This window comes from Actinacidiphila bryophytorum, assembly GCF_016916835.1.
GTDB classification, from domain to species: Bacteria; Actinomycetota; Actinomycetes; order Streptomycetales; family Streptomycetaceae; genus Actinacidiphila; species Actinacidiphila bryophytorum.
Window position 1 is genome coordinate 675252 of sequence record NZ_JAFFIX010000001.1, and the last position, 16561, is coordinate 691812.

Sequence of the window (16561 nt, forward strand, 5' to 3'; positions counted from 1 at the left end):
CCGGGGCCGCCCCGCAAACCGCGCAGACCAGCGCGGCCGATGTGCCATGCCCCCGTACGGTGTCGAGCCGTACGCCGAGTCCGGCGGCGGACGGCGACCGGCAAGGCGACGGCGTGCGCCCGCTCGCCGCGGACGCGCACACGGCGTCTGGCAGCACGCCGGGCGACCTGGTGTCGGGCCGTACGCCGAGTCCGGTGCCAGGCGGCGGTGTGCGCCCGCCCGCTGCGGACGCGCACACGGCGTCGGGTACCACGCCGGGCGACCCTACCGGCGCCGGGCCCGGCACGTACGGGCCTGCGCCGGACGGCAGCACCGCCCCCGGTGCCGAGGCCGGCGGCCTCGGGACCAAGGCCGCCATCGCCAGCTCCGTCGCCGACCAGGGAGTGGCCGCCTTCACCAACATCGTCGTCCTGGTCGTCGCCGCCCGGCTGTCGAGCGCCGCGGGCTTCGCGGTGTTCTCGATGGTCTACATGATCTTCACGGTTCTGCTCGGCGTCGGCGTGTCCTACGTCGGCCAGGCGCTGGTCCTGGAACGCGGCACCGAGCGCGTACGGTCCGCCTGCCGGTCCGCCGCCGCCTTCACCGCCGCCGCCTCCACCGCGATCGGCCTGGCCATGGCCGCCTGCCTCGCCTTCGTGGACGGCGCGACCGCCCACGGGCTCGCCGTCCTGGGCCTGGTCCTGCCGATCGTGCTCACCCAGGACGGCCTGCGCTACTGCTTCTCCGCGCTGCGGCTGCCGCACTACGCCCTGGCCGGCGACACCCTGCGGCTGCTCGTCGCGGTGCCCGCGCTGGCCGTGCAGCCGCACGGGGCGGGGCCGCAGCGGCTGGTCGCGGTGTGGGGCCTGTCCGCGCTGCCCGCGCTGCTGGTGGCCGCGGGGCTGCTGCGGCCGCACGTCAAGGGCGCACCGCTGGACCTGCGCAAGTTCGTCCGCCGCGGGCACCTCGGGCAGCGCTTCGTGGTCGAGTTCGGCGTCGGCAACGCCACCAGCCAGCTCGCCGTGGTCGGCCTCGGCCTGTTCGCCGCGCCCCTCGCGGTCGGCGCCCTGCGCGGCGCCACCACCCTCTTCGGCCCGATGAACGTGCTGTTCAACTCGGCCACCGCCTTCGGGCCGCCGCTGCTGAACCGGGTACGCGGCACCGACAGCAAGGTCCGCGCCACCGCCGTGCTGGCCGTCACGCTCGCCTGGGTCGCCGCGGTCTGGACGATCGTGCTGATGCTGCTCCCCGACGGTGCGGGCCGGCAGCTCCTCGGCGACACCTGGGGCGCCTCCTCCGCCCTGCTCGCCGCGTCCGGCAGCCAGTACGCGGGCATCGCGCTGGGCACCAGCGCCCTGCTCACCCTGCGGGTGCTGCAGCCCAGGGCGACGCTGCCCATCCAGGTCGCCTTCTCGCTCGCCTCGGTCGCCTTCATGCTCGGCGGCTACCGCATCGACGGCGTCTACGGCGCCGCCTGGGGCCTGTGCCTGGGCTCCGCCCTCAAGGCCGCCGCACTGTGGCTGCGGATCGCCGCCGTACGCCGCCGCCCGGCTCCCGCGGACGACCAGCAGGCGCCGGGCGGCACCGGCGAGGCCGTCACCGCAGGATCTTCCGCCGGTCCTCGCTGAAGGTCGTCACCAGCGCCAGGCACAGCGCCGCGATGCCGATACGCCCCGACGCCTGCAGCAGCGGCCCGCGCAGCAGGATGAACGAATACCCGCACACCAGCGGGATCACCACCGCCATCACCGTGCCGGGCCGCCCGTCCTCCAACGTCCGCTGTGCATACCGCCGGTCGCCCCGCGCACACAGGTAGCCCAGCGCCAGGAAACCGCCCGCCATCCCCACCGGGCCGAAGTCCAGCCACAGTTCGGCCCACAGCGGCGACGACAGGTTGGTGTTGGTCATCCCCATCCACTGGCCGACCTGCACACCCGAGTCCAGCGGCTTGCCGTGCCACACCGAGCGCGGCACGAAGAAGAAGACGTCGGCGGCCAGTTGCCGCCCGTGCGTGTGCCCGTGGCCCGCGTGCACGAAGGTCAGGGTGTTCGCGAACATCCCCACCTGGTCGTAGTCCTTGATGGTCAGCGGCTCCAGCACCGACGTCGACTCCACCGGGTGGTAGCCGCCGGAGTCGTAGCGGAAGCGGTCGAGGAAGGGGAAGAGCACCAGCGCCGCGACCACCCCGGTCACCAGCGCCGCCCGGTACATCACCGGGCTGCGCGGGAAAGCGGTGAAGATCAGCGAGAAGACGACGGTCAGGAACCAGTAACGCGGGTTCGAGATCGGGTTGTTGACGACCGCGTTCACCACGACGAGGCCGCCGAGCGCGGCGATCGCCAGCGGGGTGCGGCGGGCCATCCGGGAGGTGATCATCCAGCGCACCAGGATCAGCATCGCCAGCAGCGCGGGGACCGTGCCGAAGCCGCGCACGAAGGCCGAGCCGACATGGCTGTCGCCGCCGCCACTCGCCTCGCTGATCGCCTGGCGGCTGTCGAAGAAGACGGCGGGGCCGCCGAGTTTGGCGATCGAGATCGCGCTGCCCACATAGGCGACGGCGATCAGCAGCCACAGCCTGCGGCGGGAGACCTGCGCAGAAGGGCGGGCCTTGCGCACCCGGGCCGCCGGGCGGTGCCGGGCCAGCAGGGCGCCCACGTCGAAGGCGACACAGCCGACCAGGACCAGGGTGATCGCGGTCGTGGTGTCCGAGCGCGGCCCCAGCACCGGGGTCGGGACCTGGCCGATCACCTCCTGGGCGAGCGGGGCCACGCCCATGGCGACGTACACGAACAGCCAGAAGGCGCCCTGGATCAGGCGGCGGCGGCGCGTCAGGACCATGGCGGCGAGGCGGCCGCCGGCGTACACGGTGAGCGTCAGTTGCAGCCAGTAGGCCGCGTCCCGCCCTCCCGGGCCGGGCTGGGCGGTCACGTAACCGGGCAGAAAGGCCACGAGGGCCAGCGCGAGGGGGACCGCGAGCGCCCTGGACAGTGCCGCTCGCGGCACTGACCGGGTCATGCCGCGGACCCCGGTCCGCACCTCGGCCCCCACCGCCACGCGCCCACCACCCCCGACGGGGAGTCTATTCCGGCTTCCCCCCGGCCGGGGGCCCGCTGCTGTGATTGCCACTTGCGGTGGCCTCGCATCTTTCGGTGGGTGGGCGATTGGTCGCGCAGTTCCCCGCGCCCCTGGGGGGTGCCCCTTCCGCAGAGGGTGAGCGTTTTCAGGGGCGCGGGGAACTGCGCGACCAGCCCACCGGGCGGGGAAAGACGCAACGACACAGCAAGTGGCTCGTCCTTGGGCGAGAGGCCACCCACCGGGGGAAAGACGGATAAAGTGGCGGGACAGGGGGCCGGGGGGCGCCCGGGGGAAAGGGGGAGACATGCGGGTCCTGCATGTCGTGACGCTGCACACGCCCAGCAATGACTTCGGCGGCCCCACCAGGGTCGCCCTGAACCTGTCGCAAGGCCTGCGCCGCAAAGGCGTGGACGCCCGCATCGCCACGCTGGGCGACAAGTTCACGGGGCCGCTGCCCACGGAAGTGGAGGGCGTGCCCTCCTTCGTGCACCAGGCACGCCACGTACTGCCCGCGTTCGAGGTGAGCGGCATCACCTCACCGTCACTGCTGCGCAAGGCACACCGCATGGTGAAGGGCGCGGACGTCGTCCACGTGCATCTGATGCGCGACCTGATCACCCTCCCTTTCGCCCTGGTCGCACTGGACGCGAAGGTCCCGCTCGTGGTGCAGACGCACGGGATGATCGACCCGACGGAGAAGCTGTTCGCGAAGGCAGTGGACGTGCTGGGCATGAAGCGGGTGCTGCGCCGCGCGGACGCGGTGCTGCACCTGACGCAGATGGAGCGCGACGGTGTGCAGGCGGTGGTGCCGGGGACGCCGCTGCGTACGTTCCACCGGCTGGTCAACGGCGTGGCCTTGCAGGACGCCCGGCCGCCGCGCGGCGACCGCCCGCCGACGGTGCTGTATCTGGCACGGGTGCAGAAGCGCAAGCGGCCGGAGGACTTCGTCAATGCGATGCCGACGGTGCTCGAGCACTACCCGGATGCGCGTTTCGTGCTGGCGGGGCCTGACACGGGAGATCTGACCGGCCCCATGCGGAAGCTGGCCGCGGACCTGGGGGTCGCGGGGTCGCTGGAGTGCGTGGGGGCGCTGGGCCACGCGGAGGTGCTGGCGCAGTTGCGGGCGGCGGACGTGTACGTCCTGCCGTCGGTGGTCGAGCCGTTCGCCGTGTCGATCCTGGAGGCGATGTCGGTGGGGCTGCCGGTGGTGGTGGCCCGTACCGGCGGGCTGTCGCCGGACGTGGAGGCGGCGGGGGCCGGCCGGGTCACCGACAGCCTGCCGGACGCCGACAACGGCCCGCTCGTGGGCCGGGCGGTGCTGGAGCTGCTCGACCCGGCGGCGAACGAGCAGGCGTCGCGTGCCGCACGGCAGCTGGTCCACGACCGCTTCTCGATCGACGCGGTCGTGGACACCCTGCTGGACGTCTACGGCGGTGTCATGGCGCGGGGCGGCGCTGTTCGCGGGTCTTGAGCCCGATCTGCCAGCGGTAGAAGCTCATGGCGAGGGCGTAGTCGAGGCCTGCCCTGCCGTCGAGGAAGCCGCGCTTGTAGACGTAGGCGTAGCCGAAGGACACCAGCGGTTTGAACGGCACCTTGTGGAAGATCTGGCCCTGCCGGGTCTTGACCTTCCTGATCTGCTCCTTGACCTGCGGGTTGACCTCCAGCCAGGCCTCCCAGTCGGAGTAGCGGTTGTGCCGGTCGAACCAGGTGCGCACCGGGTCGAGGTCCTCGTGCTCGATGGGGGAGCGCAGCCGGGCGGCCGACTCGGCCACCGGCTGGTAGTGGCCTTCCTGTTCGCCCATGCCGGGCGCGTCGAGGTCGCCGACCTCGGGGAAGCGGCAGCGGGTGCGGTCCATCAGGGCGCGTTTGACGATGGTGTAGCCGTGCCGCAGCCTGCGCCCCGCGAACCAGTAGCCGAGCGGGATGTCGAAGGCCGCGACCGACGGCGGGCCGGCGGCGAACACCGCCCGCAGCTCGCCGAGGAGTTCGGGGCTGGGGGTCTCGTCGCCGTCGAGGAAGAGCAGCCACGGGATCTCCGGGTGGACGTGGTCCAGGCACCACTGCTTCTTCTTCGGGTAGCGGCCGTCCCAGGTGTAGTCGACGGTCTCCGCGCCGAGTTCCGCGGCGATCTTGCACGTGTCGTCGGTGCTGTGCGAGTCGACCACGACGACGGCCTGGACATGGCCGATGACCGAGGACACCGTCCGGGCGATGTTCTCGGCCTCGTTCTTGGTCGGTATCGCCACGACGAGCGGCAGCTTGTCCATCAGGTCCCTCCGGTGGCCAGCCAGGCGTAGCACCCGCTGGAGGTGATGCCGCGCGCGGCGGCCGGTACGGTCAGCCGGGCACCGCTGCCCGAGGTCAGGGTGGTGCCGCCCGCGCCGGTGACGCGCCAGCTGCACGCGGGCGACGGGTTCGGCGCCCGGTAGGCGCCCGGCGCAACCGCCTTGCCGGGTACGGGCTTTGCGGCCACCGTGAAGGTGCCGTCGGCGAAGCCGTGCGACGCGGCGGTGATGACGGGCTGCTGGCCGGGGCACAGGGCGCTGACGGCCGCGGCGGCCCCTGACATGCTGATGTCCCCGGTGACGATGGCGGTGGCCGCCGCGTCCTTGTCGATCTTCGCGGTACGCGTCAGCCGCTCGCAGATCTCCTGGCCGCCTTCCAGGACCGCGGCCGGGTCGGTGCCCTTGGGGACCCGCCCCGACAGGTACGACTTCTGCTGCGCGGTGAAGCTGCCGCCGCCGGGCGGGGTGAGCTGGGCGTCCGGCACCTTGGGGGCGTCGGCGGCGGAGCCGGGCGCCTCGGCGCCCGAGGTGTCGCCGGAGGCGGCCCCCGCGTCACCCGGGGCGGCGGTGGAGGTGCCCGCCGGGTCGCCCGCGGGGGCGGACACGGCTGCCGTGGGCCGGTCCGCGGCCTTGCCGTCGCCGGAGCCGCCGGAGCCGCAGCCGGCGAGCAGCAGCGCTGCCGCCGCCGTCACGAGGACGGCGGCGGCAGGGCTGACGCCCGACCTTCCGCAGCGGTCGGCCGAGGAACGAGGCCGCCCGCGAAGGAAGGGAGCAGGAAGACCGCCCGACAGAGCGGCAGCGGCCGGGCGGCGGGTGGGGCTCACCCGGCGGTCCCGAGGGCGTAGTGGTTCGCGATCTGCGCCGCGCTGAGGACCGTCGGGTAGACGGCGGCCTCGTCGAAGGACCCGGCGAAGTAGGCGCTGGACGGCGCCGACGGCCAGCTGCCGAGGCTGTCGTAGCCGATGTGCCAGTAGCCCTGGTAGTTCTGGCTGGTGGTGACCGACGGGTTGGACGCCCGCAGGACCCCGTCGACGTACAGGCGCATGCCGTTCGCTCCCTGGGTGGCGGCCACCAGGTGCCAGTTGCCGTCGTTGTAGGCGGCCGGTGTGCTGATGACCCGGGTGGTGCCGGCGTAGACGCCGAAGTTCAGCCGGCCGCTGTTGGACATGTAGATGTGCTTGTCGTAACTGCCGCTCGGGTGGGTGGAGTTGCTGCCGAAGCCCATCAGTTTGCCACCCGAGGTGGTGGTCGTCCTGAACCACGTCTCGATGGTGTACTGCGAGGGCGTCGGGTGCAGCCGGTCGCTGTAGGTCCACTGCGAGGTGCCGTTGAAGGTGTACGCCTTGGAGCCCGGGACCGCGCCCGGTGTCACACCGTGCACCGGACCGCCGACGCTGATGCCGCTGTCGTCACCGGTGGAGGAGTCCGCGGTGTACGACCCGGCCGCCGCGTCGTAGCGCCAGTAGAGGGTGGCCCCGTCGGCGAGGACCTGCGCCGGGTAGGCCTCCGCCGCCGTCGGCACGGTGGCCGACGCGTTGGGGGACAGGGCGCTGGTGTTGGTGCCGTCGCTGGCCGAGACCCGGTAGGTGTACTTCACGCCGGGTGTGACGTCGGTGTCGGTGTAGGTGAGCTGCGGCCGGACCCACGGCAGGGAGCTGCCGGTGACGGTGTAGACCGGGGTGCTGCCGCCGTTGCGGTAGACCCGGTAGGTCAGCAGGCCGTCGTCGTTGTCGGTGCTCGACTGCCAGCTGACCTTCACCGAGCCCGGGTCGATGCTGGTCACCGACGTCTGCGGCAGCGTCGGCGCCCCGGTGTCGGGGCCGCTGGCGAAGCGCGTCAGGCCCTGCTGGGCCGTCCCGTTGACGGTGGTGAACTCGCCGCCCACCCACAGGTAGTCGGTGCCGCCGGAGGAGGCCAGCGCCATGACGCGGGGGCCGATCTTCTCGCCGATGCCGTCGTTGGTGTCGGGGAACCACGACAGCAGGTGCGGGTCGTCCACCGACTCGGCCAGCAGGTGCTTGCGCACCGAGTCGGGGTACTCGCCCATGCTGGAGCAGTCGTGGGCGTGGCTGCCGCTGTACAGCACGGTCTGGTAGACCGACAGCGACTGCGTGGCGCCCAGGCAGGTGTCCCGCCAGACCTGGTTGAAGTCGGTGAGGCTCAGCCGGATACGGCCGTCGAAGACTCCGCCGCCGGTGCCCTCGTTGGCGGTGTAGAAGCTGTTGCTCGCCGCGTCCACGACGATGTCCTTGGTCACCGAGGTCGCGGATATGAAGCCGGTCGGGTAGGCCTTGACCAGGGCGCCGGTCGAGGTGTCCACGATGGCGAGGGAGTGCGAGTTCACCCCGTCGACGGTGTCGAAGTCGCCGCCCAGGATGGCGTCCTGGCCGTCGGGGGTGAGCGCGAGCGCCCTGCCCGGGTTGTCCGCGTCGGGCGCCCACGGCAGCAGGGCTCCCGTGGTGCTGACCGCCGCGTAGCGGCCCCTGGCCTGGCCGTTGACGGAGGTGACGTCGCCGCCGAAGAAGACGGTGTCCGCGGTCGCCTCGATGGCCCTGACCGTGCCCGCGACCCCGGGGTGGAAGCTGCCGCTGACGGTGCAGGTGTCCAGGTCGATCGCGGCGAGGCTGCTCACCCCGACGCCGTTGACCTGGCCGAAGAAGCCGCCCGCGTAGAGGGTGTGGCCGTCGGGCGAGACCGCGAGCGCCCGGACGGTCGCGTTGTTGGAGCCGACGGTGAAGTCCAGCTGGCAGCCGGTCGGCTGGCCGGTTGCCGCGTCGAAGGCCGCGAAGTCGGCGACCGGCGTCTCGTTGGTCCCGGCGGCGGAGCCGGCGGGCCGGATCGCGGAGAAGGTGCCCGCGGTGTAGACGACGCCGTTCGCCTGGGCCATGGCCCAGACGACGCCGTTGGTCTGGTACGTGCTGAGGTTGTCGGCGGTCAGTCCGACAGGTGGCTGGAGCGCTGTCGCCGATGGTGACGACAGTGCTCCCAGCGTTGCGGCTGCCAGAACGGCGGCAGCCGCGAACACCGGCCATTTACGCATGAGTTGCCCCCCAAGCCCATGATGTGCGACGGCCATCCACGGCCGTTGCGGTGCACGGCAGATTAGGGGCTTCCGCTTGCTCCGGTCTCGCTTTTTGCCGAAACCGGTGAAGTACGGTGAAGTGGTCCGACATCAGGGCATCTGTCGGCCGCTCCGGGCCGCCGCCCTTCCGCTTCATCTGTCGATCCGGACGGTGGCCCCCGCGAGTTGGTCGGCGACCTGCCGGATGTCGGCCTCGACCATGATCCTGGCCAGGTCCGCGACCCGCACCTTGGGCTCCCAGTCGAGCAGGTCGCGGGCTTTTCCTGCGTCGCCGATGAGCGCGTCGACCTCGGTGGGGCGCTCGTACTTGGGGTCGTAGCGGACGTGCTCCGTCCAGTCCAGGTCCGCGTGCCCGAAGGCGACCTCGACGAACTGCCGTACGGTGGCGGCCTCTCCGGTGGCCACCACATAGTCGTCGGGCTCGTCGCGCTGCAGCATCCGCCACATGGCGTCCACGTACTCCGGTGCGTAGCCCCAGTCGCGGACCGCGTCCAGATTCCCCAGGTACAGCCGGTCCTGGAGGCCCGCCTTGATCCTGGCGACGGCCCTGGTGATCTTCCGGGTCACGAAGGTCTCGCCGCGGCGCGGCGACTCGTGGTTGAACAGGATGCCGTTGACGGCGTACATCCCGTACGCCTCGCGGTAGTTGACCGTGGCCCAGTAGCCGAAGACCTTCGCGCAGCCGTACGGGCTGCGCGGGTGGAAGGGGGTGCCCTCGTTCTGCGGCGGCGGGGCGGAGCCGAACATCTCCGAGGACGAGGCCTGGTAGATCCGCGCCTGTGTGCCGCTGGCGCGCACCGCCTCCAGCAGCCGCAGCGCGGACAGGCCGGTCACGTCGCCGGTGTAGAGCGGCGCGTCGAAGGACACCCGGACATGGGACTGGGCGCCGAGGTTGTAGATCTCGTCGGGCTGCAGGTCGCGCAGCAGGTTGACCAGTGCGACCCCGTCGGTGAGGTCCGCGTGGTGCAGCACGAAGGAACGGTTCTGCGCCTGCGGGTCCTGGTAGATGTGGTCGATGCGCTCGGTGTTGAACGTCGAGGAGCGGCGCACGATGCCGTGCACGGTGTAGCCCTTGTCCAGCAGCAGTTCGGCGAGATAGGAGCCGTCCTGCCCGGTCACGCCGGTGATGAGCGCGGTCTTGCCCACGCGTTCCCCCAAGGTCGTCGGTGGTGTGCTGTCGGTTGTGGTCCGCATGAATTGGCCACGAATGCGGAGTTAACGTCCTGACGTGTGACGTGTGCTGACACAATGCCGTTCATGACGGAACTACTGCCGGACGGCGCCCGGGTGTTCGTCGCGGGCCACCGCGGTCTCGTCGGCTCGGCGGTGGTCCGCCGCCTCACCGCCGAGGGCCATCCCGTGCTGGTCCGCACCCGTGCGGAGCTGGACCTGCGGGACGCCGCGGCAACTGCCGCCTGGCTGCGGCAGACCCGCCCCGACGCGGTGGTGCTGGCCGCCGCCAGGGTCGGGGGGATCATGGCCAACTCCACCTACCCGGTGCAGTTCCTGGAGGACAACCTGCGCATCCAGCTCAGCGTGGTCGCGGGCGCGCACGCGGCCGGTGTGCCGCGGCTGCTCTTCCTCGGCTCGTCGTGCATCTACCCGAAGTTCGCCCCGCAGCCGATCCGTGAGGACGCGCTGCTGACCGGCCCGCTGGAGCCCACCAACGAGGCCTACGCGCTGGCGAAGATCGCCGGCATCGTGCAGGTCCAGTCCTACCGCAGGCAGTACGGAGCCGCGTACGTCTCGGCCATGCCGACCAACCTCTACGGTCCCGGCGACAACTTCGACCTCGCCACCTCGCACGTGCTGCCCGCGCTGATCCGCCGCTTCGACGAGGCCGAGCGCAGCGGCGCCCCCGAGGTCACGCTGTGGGGCAGCGGCACCCCGCGGCGCGAGTTCCTGCACGTGGACGACCTCGCCGCGGCCTGCACCCTGCTGCTGCGCAGCTACGACGCCGACGAGCCGGTGAACGTCGGCTGCGGCGAGGACCTGACCATCCGCGAACTCGCCGAGACCGTCAGCGGCGTCGTCGGCTACCGCGGCCGCATCGGCTGGGACACGGCCAAGCCCGACGGCACCCCGCGCAAACTCCTCGACGTCTCCCGGCTGTTCGCCCTCGGCTGGCGGCCGCGCATCGCCCTGCGGGACGGCGTCGCGCAGGTGCACCGGCAGTGGCGGGCGCAGGCAGCCGGCGATGCCGCCGGGTCTGCGCCGGACCCGGGCGCGGAGCCCACCGCGGCCGCCCACTAGTAGGCCCCGCGGCCGTCGACCACGGCCCGTACTGTACGCGTCATGACCTCCAGGTCGCCGGCCAGCGACCAGTTGTCCACATAGCGCAGGTCCAGCGCCAGTGTCTCGTCCCAGCTCAGGTCCGAGCGCCCGCTGACCTGCCACAGGCCTGTGAGGCCCGGCTTGACGGCGAGCCGCCGCAGCGCCACCTCGTCGTAGTGCTCGACCTCCTCGGGCAGCGGCGGGCGCGGCCCGACCAGCGACATCTCACCGCGCAACACGTTGAGCAGCTGCGGCAGTTCGTCCAGTGAGCAGCGCCGCAGCAGCCGCCCTATCGCCGTGACCCGCGGGTCGCGGCGCATCTTGAACATCAGCCCGTCGTGCTCGTTGGCGCCCGCGTGCTCCAACTCCGCCTTGCGGGACTCCGCGTCGGCCACCATCGTGCGGAACTTCCACATGGTGAACGGGCTGCGGTGCTGCCCGCAGCGCACCTGCCGGTGGAAGGCAGGCCCCGGCGACGTCAGCCGGATCGCCAGCGCCACCACGCAGAACACCGGTGCCAGCAGCAGCAGTCCGAGCGCCGCGCCGGTACGGTCCAGCGCCGCCTTCACACCCATCTGCACCCCGCGCCTGACCGGCGGCGCGATGTGCAGCACCAGCAGCCCGGCGGGCGCGTCCAGGCCGATCCTGCGCACCTGCACATCGACCAGGCCCGGCAGCAGCGCCACCGGCAGCCCCGCGTCGTGCAGCGACCACGACAGGTGGCGCAGCCGCTCGGCGGACAGCCGCGGCCCCGGCGCCACCAGCACAAGCTCCGCGCTGTGCTCACGGGCCGCCCGCAGCACGGCAGCCGCGTCGTCCTGCGGCGCCGCCGGCTCCAGTACGCCGAGCCGCTCGGTCACCGGCGCCCCGCACTCCAGCTTCGCGCTGCCCACCGGGACCACTCCGACGACCACATACGCATGCTCGGTCCTGGCCGCCAGGTGCCCCACCACATGGTCGGCGGCGCCCGGTTCGCCGATCACCAGCACCCTGCGCACCGCGTGCGCCTCGCGCCGGGCCGCGATCAGGTGGTAGTAGGTGGCCTTGCGGCACACCGCCGTCAGCAGTGGCGCCCACACCAGCCCGGCCAGCGCCACCGACGGCTCCGTCACCTCGCCGAACGCGGTCCGCAGGACCGCCAGCACACCCAGCAGCACCAGCCAGTCGCCCAGCACCTGCAGGCTGCCGCGGCCCTCGCCGAGCGCGCCCGCCGCATAGCGCCCGCGCACCGCCCGCACCGCGGGCCATGCCAAGGCGGCGGCCAGCGCGGCCAGCAGCGCATGCGGCTGTCCGCCCGCGTGCAGCGTCACCGCGGCGGGCACACCCGCGCCGAGCGCGTCCACGCCGGCCGCGGCCGGCAGATACCAGCCGGCCTTGTGGCCGTAGCCGCGCTGCCGTACGGCCGCGGCGGTCCTGCCGCCCTCCCGCCCGCGCGGCAGGACGTACGGCAGCGGCGCACCCAGTGCGCCGGCGGCCGCGGCCGGTTGACCTTGTGCTCCGAACGCCAGCGGACTTCCGTTCCGCCCCGTTCTCCGCTCACTTGCCACGGGTATCACTGGTCTGACCGACTGTGCATCGACTCGCCGCATGGACCCCCCAGCCACCTCGCGAACGACGGCGCCCTTCCACTTCCCCAAGTGGCGGCACGCCGTGATACCAGCGAACGCTAGGCCAACAGGGCGTGCTTCCGCTGTGGTTTACGCATATTCGAGCCGTTGTTATGACCGAGTTAACACAGCTATGGCATCTCGACGACCACACACGGTAAGGGTACCGTTACGGGTGTGAACGCCCCTTACAGTTGGGGCTTGTGCCTACCGTCCCCCTCCCCGACGACCTGCGTGCGGCCCTCGCGGACCAGCTCAGGTCCACCGCACCGAGCAGCGCCTCCGCACAGGTCGAACGGCTCATCGAGAGCTACCGCGGTACGACCCCGACCGCCGTGCCCGTCCTGCGCGACGCGGCCGACGTCGCCGCCTACGCCGCCTACCGGATGCCCGCCACCTACGCCGCCGTCAGGACGGCGCTGGACGCGTTCCGCTTGCAGGCCGGCGACTGGGCGCCGCACACCCACCTCGACCTCGGCGGCGGCACCGGTGCGGCCACCTGGGCGGTCGCCGACGCCTGGGAGGACGCCGGGCACCGCAGCACCGTCCTGGACTGGTCCCAGGCCGCACTGACCCTGGGCGCCGCCCTGGCCGAGGCCGCGCACACCCCGGCGGTACGCGACGCCGCCTGGACCCGGCAGCCGCTCGGTGCCGCCGCCCGGCTCCCGCAGGCCGACCTGGTCACCGTCTCCTACGTCCTCGGCGAACTCACCGCCGCCGACCGGGAGTCACTGGTCACCGCGGCCGCACAGGCCGCGGGCGGCGCCGTCGTCGTGGTCGAACCCGGCACCCCACAAGGGTTCGCGCGCGTCCTGGACGCACGCGACCGGCTGATCGCCGCCGGGCTGCACGTCCTCGCGCCCTGCCCGCACGACGCGGGCTGCCCCGTCACCGGCGACGACTGGTGCCACTTCGCCGCGCGCGTCCAGCGCACGGCTCTGCACCGGCAGGTCAAGGGCGCGTCGCTGCCCTACGAGGACGAGAAGTTCAGCTACGTCGCCGCCGCGCGCTTCCCGGCCGAGCCGGCGGTCGCGCGAGTGGTCCGGCACCCGCAGATCCGGAAGGGGCTGGTCCTGCTGGACCTCTGCGAGCGCCCTCCGGGCCTGGCCCGGACGACGGTCTCCAAGCGCCAGGGCACCACTTACCGTGCCGCCCGCGACACCGACTGGGGCGACCCCTGGCCGCCCGACCTTCCTCCTGCGGAGGGGGCGAGCGCCTAGGGGCGCCCTTGCGCAGGGCGGCGAGCGTTTTTCAGGGGCGCGGGGAACTGCGCGGCCATCTCCCAGAGCTTCGCCTGGGAGGTACCCCCATCACCGGGGCGCGGGTCGTCACCGGCGCAAAGGGGCTCTTCGGTCCGGAGACGGACCACCCGCCGGTGGGGGCTGGTCGCGCAGTTCCCCGCGCCCCTGGTGGTTGCCCCCTTGCCGAAGGGGAGCCGTACCGCCAACGCGACCGGCGGGAGGTCGCCCCCTGCGCAAGGGGAGGGGGGTCAGAGCCAGCCGATGCGGCGGAAGGCGCGGAAGACGAGGGCGGAGAGGGTCGCGGTGACCCCGAGCATCAAGGGGTAACCGAAGGTCCAGCGGAGTTCGGGCATGTGCTCGAAGTTCATCCCGTAGAAGCCGGCGATCATCGTGGGGATCGCCAGAATCGCGGCGGCCGCACTGATCCGCCGCATGTCCACGTTCTGCTGTACCGCCAATTGGCTGAGATTGGCCGCCAGCAGGCCGTCCACCAGCTCGCTGTACGCGGTCAGCCGCTCCTTGACGTGCGACAGGTGGTCGGAGACGTCACGGAAGTAGCGGCGCATCTCGGCGCCGATCAGGCCGTCCGCGCCCTCGGTGAGCCGCTCCAGGGGGCGGGCCATCGGGTACACGGCGTGCTTGAACTCGATCAGCTCCCGCTTGAGCTGGTAGATCCGCTCGGCGTCGTCGCCGTGGGCGGTGGAGAAGACGTCGGACTCCAGGGCGTCGACGTCGAGTTCCACGGCGTCGGCGACGTCGAGGAAGTCGTCGGTGACCTGGTCGGCGATGGCGTGCAGGACGGCCGCAGGGCCGTGCTTGAGCATGTCGGGCCTGGCTTCGAGTGCCTTGCGCACCCGGGCGAGGCCCGGCGCGCTGCCGTGCCGTACGACGACCACGAAGTCGGGCCCCGCGAAGACCATGATCTCGCCGGTGTCCACGACCTCGCTGGTCGCGGTGAGCTTCTCGTGCTCCACGAAGACGATCGTCTTGAGCACCAGGAAGAGCGTGTCGCCGTACCGCTCCAGCTTGGGTCGCTGGTGCGCCTGCACCGCGTCCTCGACGGCCAGCGAGTGCAGCCCGAAGACCTCGGCGACCTCCGCCAGGTGCTCGGCGTCCGGCTGGTGCAGGCCTATCCAGGCGAAGCCGCCGCGCTTGCGTGCCTCGTCGAGCACCTGCTGCGGCGGCAGCGACGCGGCACGGCAGCCGTCCTCGTACACCGCGCAGTCCACGACGACGTCGGCGGTGCAGCGGCGCTGCTCGGGTACGGACTCGGCGCCGTCCAGGGTGTGCCACCGGCCGCCGCCGCGCCGCCACTGCCGGCCGGTGGCGCGCCGGACCGGCGCCGCCTTGGTGCTGTGCAGCTTCATCGTGCCTTCTCCAGTACCGCCATCGCCGCATTGTGCCCGGGGACACCGCTGACCCCGCCGCCGCGGATCGCGCCCGCGCCGCACAGGTAGACGTTCGCATACGCCGTGCCCACACCCCACCTGCCTGTGGCGTCCGTCACGTCCTGGTCGGCGTAGGGCCACGACAGGTCCCGGTGGAAGATGTGGCCGCCGGGCAGGCCCACCTCGCGCTCCAGGTCGAGCGGCGACTTCGCCTCGATGCAGGGCCGGCCCTCGGCGTCGAGGGCCAGGCAGTCCGCCAGCGGCTCGGCGAGCACCGCGTCCAGCTGGGCCAGGGTGGCCCGCGTCACCGCCTCCTTCGCGCCCGCGGGGTCGGCCGCGAAGAGCCGGGCCGGCGCGTGCAGGCCGAACAGGGTCAGCGTGTGCATGCCCTGCCCCGCCAGGTCGGGGGACAGGATCGAGGGGTCGGTCAGGCTGTGGCAGTAGATCTCCGACGGCGGCGCGTCCGGCACCCGGCCCGCCGCGGCCTGCTCGTACGCGGTCTGCAGCCCGGCGTAACCCTCCGCGATGTGGAAGGTGCCGGCGAAGGCCTCCCGCGGGTCGACCGAGCCGTCCCGCAGCCGCGGCAGGCGGCGCAGCAGCATGTTGACCTTGAGCTGGGCGCCCTCGGGTGCCGGTTCAGGCCGCGGCTCGCCGAGCAGGCCTGCCAGTGCGTACGGGGAGGCGTTCACCAGGACGTCGCGCGCCGCGACGGTGCGGCCGTCGGACAGCGTCAGCTCGGCGCGTACGCCGTCGGCCCCGACCCCCGTCACCTCCGTGCCGGTGGCGAACTCCACGCCCGCCGCACGGGCCGCGTCCGCGAGCGCGTCGGTGAAGGCGCCCATGCCGCCCAGCGGCACGTCCCAGTCGCCCGTGCCGCCGCCGATCACGTGGTAGAGGAAGCAGCGGTTCTGCCGCAGCGACGGGTCGTGGGCGTGCGTGAACGTGCCGATCAGCGCGTCGGTCAGAACGATGCCCCTGACGGTGTCGTCGGCGAAGGCCGCCTCGACGGTCTCGCCGAGCGGCCGCTCGAACAGCGCGGACCAGGCCGCCGGGTCGTCCACCCGGCGCTCCAGCTCCGCGCGGGTGGGCAGCGGCTGCGTCAGCGTCGGGAAGACGGCCTGCGCCACCCGGTGCGTCATCGCGTAGAAGCGCTCCCAGGCCTCGTACTCCCGGTCCGACCCGGTCAGCCGAGCGAAGCCCGCGCGCGTCCTGGCCGGGTCCTGGGCGTCCACCAGCAGGCCGCCGTCGCCCTGCGGGGTGTATGAGGAGATCCGCCGGCGGCGCACCGCGAAGTTCAGGCCGAGGTCGTCGACGATCTTCCTGGGCAGCAGGCTGACCAGGTACGAATACCGGGACAAGCGGGCGTCCAGCCCGCTGAACGCCCGGGTCGAGACCGCGGCTCCTCCGACTGCGTCGAGCCGCTCGACCACCAGTACCGTGCGGCCGGCCCGCGCCAGGTAGGTCGCCGCGACCAGTCCGTTGTGGCCTCCGCCGACCACGACCACGTCATAAGCCATCCCCGCACCCTAGAGGGTCCGCACTCGAGAGGTGGGTGCCACTTGCTGTGGCGTTGCTTCTTTCCCGCTCCCCGGGCTGGGCGCGCAGTTCCCCGCGCCCCTGGAAAACGCTC

Annotated in this window: 12 protein-coding genes; 4 read left to right on the forward strand and 8 right to left on the reverse strand. The window is 72.6% G+C overall.

Going from position 1 to position 16561, the window contains the following annotated elements:
• Positions 1–356 precede the first annotated feature (356 nt).
• Positions 357–1607 (forward strand): MATE family efflux transporter, encoded by a 1251-nt coding sequence (locus JT723_RS02900; RefSeq protein WP_205042833.1) that lies wholly within the window; start codon positions 357–359, stop codon positions 1605–1607.
• On the opposite strand, the gene JT723_RS02905 is transcribed toward JT723_RS02900, so the two are convergent.
• Positions 1576–2994 carry an O-antigen polymerase gene (locus tag JT723_RS02905; RefSeq protein ID WP_205042700.1) on the reverse strand — a complete coding sequence of 473 codons (1419 nt, stop codon included), beginning with the start codon at positions 2992–2994 and terminating at the stop codon, positions 1576–1578. The genes JT723_RS02900 and JT723_RS02905 overlap by 32 nt on opposite strands.
• Before the next feature lie 364 nt (positions 2995–3358).
• On the opposite strand from JT723_RS02905, the gene JT723_RS02910 reads away from it, so the two are divergent.
• The gene (locus tag JT723_RS02910; RefSeq protein ID WP_205042701.1) at positions 3359–4525 is read left to right on the forward strand and encodes a glycosyltransferase; all 1167 of its coding nucleotides are present in this window, start codon (positions 3359–3361) and stop codon (positions 4523–4525) included.
• On the opposite strand, the gene JT723_RS02915 is transcribed toward JT723_RS02910, so the two are convergent.
• The 4 genes from JT723_RS02915 to gmd all read right to left on the reverse strand — a co-directional run bounded on the left by JT723_RS02915 (position 4491) and on the right by gmd (position 9567).
• Positions 4491–5321: a glycosyltransferase family 2 protein gene (locus tag JT723_RS02915; protein WP_205042702.1), complete on the reverse strand. Its 831-nt coding sequence runs from the start codon at positions 5319–5321 to the stop codon at positions 4491–4493. The two genes, JT723_RS02910 and JT723_RS02915, sit on opposite strands and share 35 nt — an antisense overlap.
• The gene (locus JT723_RS02920; protein ID WP_205042703.1) at positions 5321–6031 is read right to left on the reverse strand and encodes a hypothetical protein; all 711 of its coding nucleotides are present in this window, start codon (positions 6029–6031) and stop codon (positions 5321–5323) included. The genes JT723_RS02915 and JT723_RS02920 overlap by 1 nt, the downstream gene beginning before the upstream one ends.
• 128 nt (positions 6032–6159) lie before the next feature.
• On the reverse strand, positions 6160–8379 hold the full coding sequence (locus JT723_RS02925) for a LamG-like jellyroll fold domain-containing protein (protein WP_205042704.1): 2220 nt from the start codon (positions 8377–8379) through the stop codon (positions 6160–6162).
• Positions 8380–8553: 174 nt separating this feature from the next.
• Entirely contained in the window at positions 8554–9567 is a 1014-nt protein-coding gene (gmd, locus tag JT723_RS02930; RefSeq protein ID WP_205042705.1) for a GDP-mannose 4,6-dehydratase, read from the reverse strand.
• Positions 9568–9669: 102 nt separating this feature from the next.
• Between gmd and JT723_RS02935 the strand changes: the two genes are divergently transcribed.
• Positions 9670–10674 carry a GDP-L-fucose synthase family protein gene (locus JT723_RS02935; RefSeq protein ID WP_372441200.1) on the forward strand — a complete coding sequence of 335 codons (1005 nt, stop codon included), beginning with the start codon at positions 9670–9672 and terminating at the stop codon, positions 10672–10674.
• On the opposite strand, the gene JT723_RS02940 is transcribed toward JT723_RS02935, so the two are convergent.
• Positions 10671–12038, reverse strand: a complete 1368-nt coding sequence (locus tag JT723_RS02940) for a sugar transferase (RefSeq protein ID WP_251512941.1) — start codon at positions 12036–12038, stop codon at positions 10671–10673. The genes JT723_RS02935 and JT723_RS02940 overlap by 4 nt on opposite strands.
• Before the next feature lie 467 nt (positions 12039–12505).
• On the opposite strand from JT723_RS02940, the gene JT723_RS02945 reads away from it, so the two are divergent.
• Positions 12506–13522 carry a small ribosomal subunit Rsm22 family protein gene (locus JT723_RS02945; RefSeq protein WP_251512826.1) on the forward strand — a complete coding sequence of 339 codons (1017 nt, stop codon included), beginning with the start codon at positions 12506–12508 and terminating at the stop codon, positions 13520–13522.
• A 269-nt stretch (positions 13523–13791) separates the two neighbouring features.
• On the opposite strand, the gene corA is transcribed toward JT723_RS02945, so the two are convergent.
• On the reverse strand, positions 13792–14910 hold the full coding sequence (gene corA / locus JT723_RS02950; protein ID WP_205042709.1) for a magnesium/cobalt transporter CorA: 1119 nt from the start codon (positions 14908–14910) through the stop codon (positions 13792–13794).
• Positions 14907–16448, reverse strand: a complete 1542-nt coding sequence (locus tag JT723_RS02955) for a phytoene desaturase family protein (protein WP_205042710.1) — start codon at positions 16446–16448, stop codon at positions 14907–14909. The genes corA and JT723_RS02955 overlap by 4 nt, the downstream gene beginning before the upstream one ends.
• Between the last annotated feature and the right edge of the window lie 113 nt (positions 16449–16561).

Excerpts from the sequence above, each read along its gene's own strand:
- JT723_RS02955 (WP_205042710.1), bottom strand. The coding sequence starts at position 16,448 with ATGGCTTATGACGTGGTCGTGGTCGGCGGAGGCCACAACGGACTGGTC.
- corA (WP_205042709.1), bottom strand. The coding sequence starts at position 14,910 with ATGAAGCTGCACAGCACCAAGGCGGCGCCGGTCCGGCGCGCCACCGGC.
- JT723_RS02915 (WP_205042702.1), bottom strand. The coding sequence starts at position 5,321 with ATGGACAAGCTGCCGCTCGTCGTGGCGATACCGACCAAGAACGAGGCC.
- JT723_RS02905 (WP_205042700.1), bottom strand. The coding sequence starts at position 2,994 with ATGACCCGGTCAGTGCCGCGAGCGGCACTGTCCAGGGCGCTCGCGGTC.
- JT723_RS02910 (WP_205042701.1), top strand. The coding sequence starts at position 3,359 with ATGCGGGTCCTGCATGTCGTGACGCTGCACACGCCCAGCAATGACTTC.
- JT723_RS02925 (WP_205042704.1), bottom strand. The coding sequence starts at position 8,379 with ATGCGTAAATGGCCGGTGTTCGCGGCTGCCGCCGTTCTGGCAGCCGCA.
- JT723_RS02935 (WP_372441200.1), top strand. The coding sequence starts at position 9,670 with ATGCCGTTCATGACGGAACTACTGCCGGACGGCGCCCGGGTGTTCGTC.